Source organism: Patescibacteria group bacterium (assembly GCA_034660655.1).
Lineage (GTDB): Bacteria > Patescibacteriota > Patescibacteriia > JAACEG01 > JAACEG01 > JAACEG01.
Window position 1 is genome coordinate 55562 of the sequence record JAYEJU010000056.1, and the last position, 3474, is coordinate 59035.

Sequence of the window (3474 nt, forward strand, 5' to 3'; positions counted from 1 at the left end):
GGTTTGAAAATTTCTGATTTTTTAAATTTTAAAAATTATAATTTTTTAGAGCCGTTTCATAATCTTATAAAAAGATGGGATAGCGGGCGGATTATTGTTTTAGACACGGAAACAACAGGCTTGAATATTTTAAAAGATGAAATTATCCAGATTTACGCTGTTGAAATAGTTGACGGCAAAATTGGAAAGGACTTTCATTATTTTTTAAAAAACAATATTCCTGTTGGAAATTCAGCTGATGTTCATGGAATTAGCGATGAGTTTTTACAAAAAAAAGGAAAAGATCCAAAACAAGTATTAAATAAATTAAAAGAATTTATTAAAGCAGACGCTGTTATCGGGCATAATGTTAATTTTGACATTTCAATGATAAAAGAAAACGGGAAAAGAAATAGTATAGATTTTGATTTTGAAGAATATTATGACACTTTAGATATTGCTAAACGGTTTATCAAAAATACTGAAAATTATAAACTCACAACTTTATCTCAATTATTAAAATTAGAAGTTGCGACACATGACGCGAAAGATGATGTTTTGGCAACGGTTGGGCTTTTAGAAATTTTAGTTAATAAATTAAAGATAGGTCATTTTCAGCGAATTGAAATTTTTAAAAAATTTTCCAAAAAATTTATTCAGTTAAGCAGTCTGATTTATTCTTGGCAAAAAATTATTAAAGAAAAACGTCCGGCAAAAGCTTTAGAATACATTTGGGAGAGTTCAGGATTAAAAGATTATTATAAAAAAGACAAAGAATCTGACAAACGGTTCAAATCAATTGAAAATCTGATTTCTATTTTTAAAGAAAAAGACAATTTAGACAAGCCTGCGGATTTTGTTTTAAGAGAGCTAATACACTTTGCGTCTTTAACTAAAGATATTAATTTTTTAGCTTTGGAGAAGGGGAGAGTTCCAATTGTCACCGTTCATCAAGTAAAAGGGCTGGAATTTGATTATGTATTCATAGTTGGAGTTAATGAGTTTAAATTTCCAGTTTATAACGCGGATTTAGAAGAAGAAAAAAAACTTTTTTATGTCGCCATGACAAGAGCAAAAAAGCGCATTTTTATTTCCTACAGCAATTTTAATGACTTTAATAATCCTATTAACAGAAGTATTTTTATAGATTTGATTGATGAAAAATATATAGATTTTTATTAGTTGTTTTTATTTATCATTTTTTTAAAAAAGTGCTATAATAAAATTATATAAACACACTAATATTTTAACATTTAAATATGTCAGAAGAATCAAAAAAAATATTTTATAAAAAAATTGAAAGACAAGAACAAAGAACAGATAAACGCGAAGCTGAAAATAGAAAGGAAAAAGTTGAACAGCAATTTGAAAAATCAGCGGACGGCAAAATAACAGAAACGCAAGATTCTGATAAAGATTTTTTGCAAAGTGCATTGTCAAAAGTTTCAACAGATTTGCATCCTTTGCAAAAAACAGCAGATCTTGTTGAAATAGAAAATATTTTAAGCCAAGGAATTGAAAATATTTATGATGGACTATCTCCTGAAAAACAATCTGAATTTAAGAAAAGGGGCGAGGAAACAGCTTTAAAAATATCTTTATTATTGCAAAAAACAAAAGTTAAAGTTAAAAATATTATAAAGTTGATTAAAGACTGGCTGAAAATTATTCCTGGAATTAATAAATTTTTTCTTGAACAGGAAGCAAAAATAAAAGCAGATAAATTGCTTAATTTAAAAAAATATGGATAAACTTCAAAATTTATCTGGAATCTTACGCTAAAATATAACCCTAAGATCCCAGATAAGCAAAATTTTTATTTATTCGCTTTACTCATAAAAAAATTTTACTTTCTGGGATGACAATTAACTGTCATTCCAAAATTTTTCAAATAATCTTTTTTTACTGTCATTCCAGAATTTTTTGAGCAACAGCCCAGTCCTACTGTCATTCCAGAAAATTTTGTAGCGTAGCAAAAAATTTATCTGGAATCTTACGCTATTAAAAAATATCCAAACATAATTTTAAAATTAAAATTCAATCATAATTAAAAATATGTTTATAAAAACCAAACAAAAATTTAAAATCAAATTCAAAGCGTTTATGTCCGCGCTAACTTTTCAACACGCAGTCGGATACGTGTTTGTGGTATTGGGGTTGTTGGTGGGAGTTTTGGGGTTTGGTGGGAGTGCGAGGGCTGAACTTATCAATCCTGCAACCGATTTAGAGTATCTTGGAGCGTTTAGGCTGCCAGATGATACGTCTGGAGCAACTTATGGATGGGATTATGGGCTTGAAGCGATGACATATTATCCCAAGGGTGATTTTAATGGATCGGGAGATGGTTATCCTGGTTCAATATTTGCTTCAAATCACGTTTATGAAAAATATGTAGCGGAGATTAGTATTCCTGTTCCTGTAATATCCAAAAATCTGGATGACCTCAACAGAGCTACGACTTTACAGAATTTTCATGATATAAACCAGGGAATATATTCCACACCGTATTCAGAAATAGAAATAGAATATCTTCCGAGGCAGGGTAATCAAACCAGCGATAAGATTTATATCTCATGGAATAGCTGGTATAATGTAGCAGATGATGATGTGGATAGATATGGTTGGTTTGAATTGGATTTATCCAACCCTAATACTCAAGGCCTCTGGAACCTTGGTAGTGGCGGTGTTAATATCGGCACAGTAGGAGAGTTTCTTTTTGAGATTCCGCAATCATGGGCTGATTTGCATACGCCAGGGAAACTGCTTATTACAGGTAAATATAGAGAAGGCGGCTGTGGCGATGGCGGGTTCAGATACGGTGGCGGTCCAGGAATGCATGCCTATGGGCCTTGGAACCAAGGGAATCCCCCGAGCCCAGAGTCAGTTATTGAGCAGATAACGCTTCTATCTTATGTAGGTGGTCATGTTTGGCAATGTCCTAACAATGATGATATGTGCAAAGTAAGAGATAAGTGGGAAGGTGGGGCATGGCTTACTGCTGGCGATAAGTCTGCCGTGGTTTTGACGGGCGTCAAAGGACTTGGGGAAGATTACTATGGGGAAAGCCCTAATGGCTGCGGAGGAAAAGGTTACCACAACCTGGGTGGTTATAAGCCATATATGCTTTTTTATGATCCTGATGATCTTGCTGATGTGGCAGAAGGAATAAAAGAGCCTTATGAACCGCAGCCCTATGTTACACTTGATTGCGGTGAGTATGCGTTTACGTCTTATGATATATGTAGGGCAGGTTACAGTAGCGCCGGTTATGATCGTGAGCATGGGTTATTATATGTTGCAGAGCCGCATGTTGACGGCCCTATGGCTGTAATCCATGTATTCAGTATTAAATCAGAAACTCCTCCAACCCGCTCCAACCCTCAACCAACCGGAACTCTATCTTCAGGCACAACTTCAACCAATATCTCATTAGACACCAACGAAACAGCGACATGCAGATATTCAACAACAGAGGGAACAGCATATGGTCCTATG

The 3474-nt window shown here is 33.7% G+C and carries 3 protein-coding genes; all 3 read left to right on the plus strand.

From position 1 onward, the window contains the following. A partial coding sequence (locus U9O55_04335) for a 3'-5' exonuclease (protein MEA2089034.1) occupies window positions 1-1161 on the plus strand: 1161 nt, incomplete at its 5' end. A 77-nt stretch (window positions 1162-1238) separates the two neighbouring features. Beyond that, on the plus strand, window positions 1239-1730 hold the full coding sequence (locus U9O55_04340) for a hypothetical protein (protein MEA2089035.1): 492 nt from the start codon (window positions 1239-1241) through the stop codon (window positions 1728-1730). 304 nt (window positions 1731-2034) lie between these two features. Further along, on the plus strand, window positions 2035-3474 hold a 1440-nt coding region (locus U9O55_04345), incomplete at its 3' end, for a hypothetical protein (GenBank protein ID MEA2089036.1).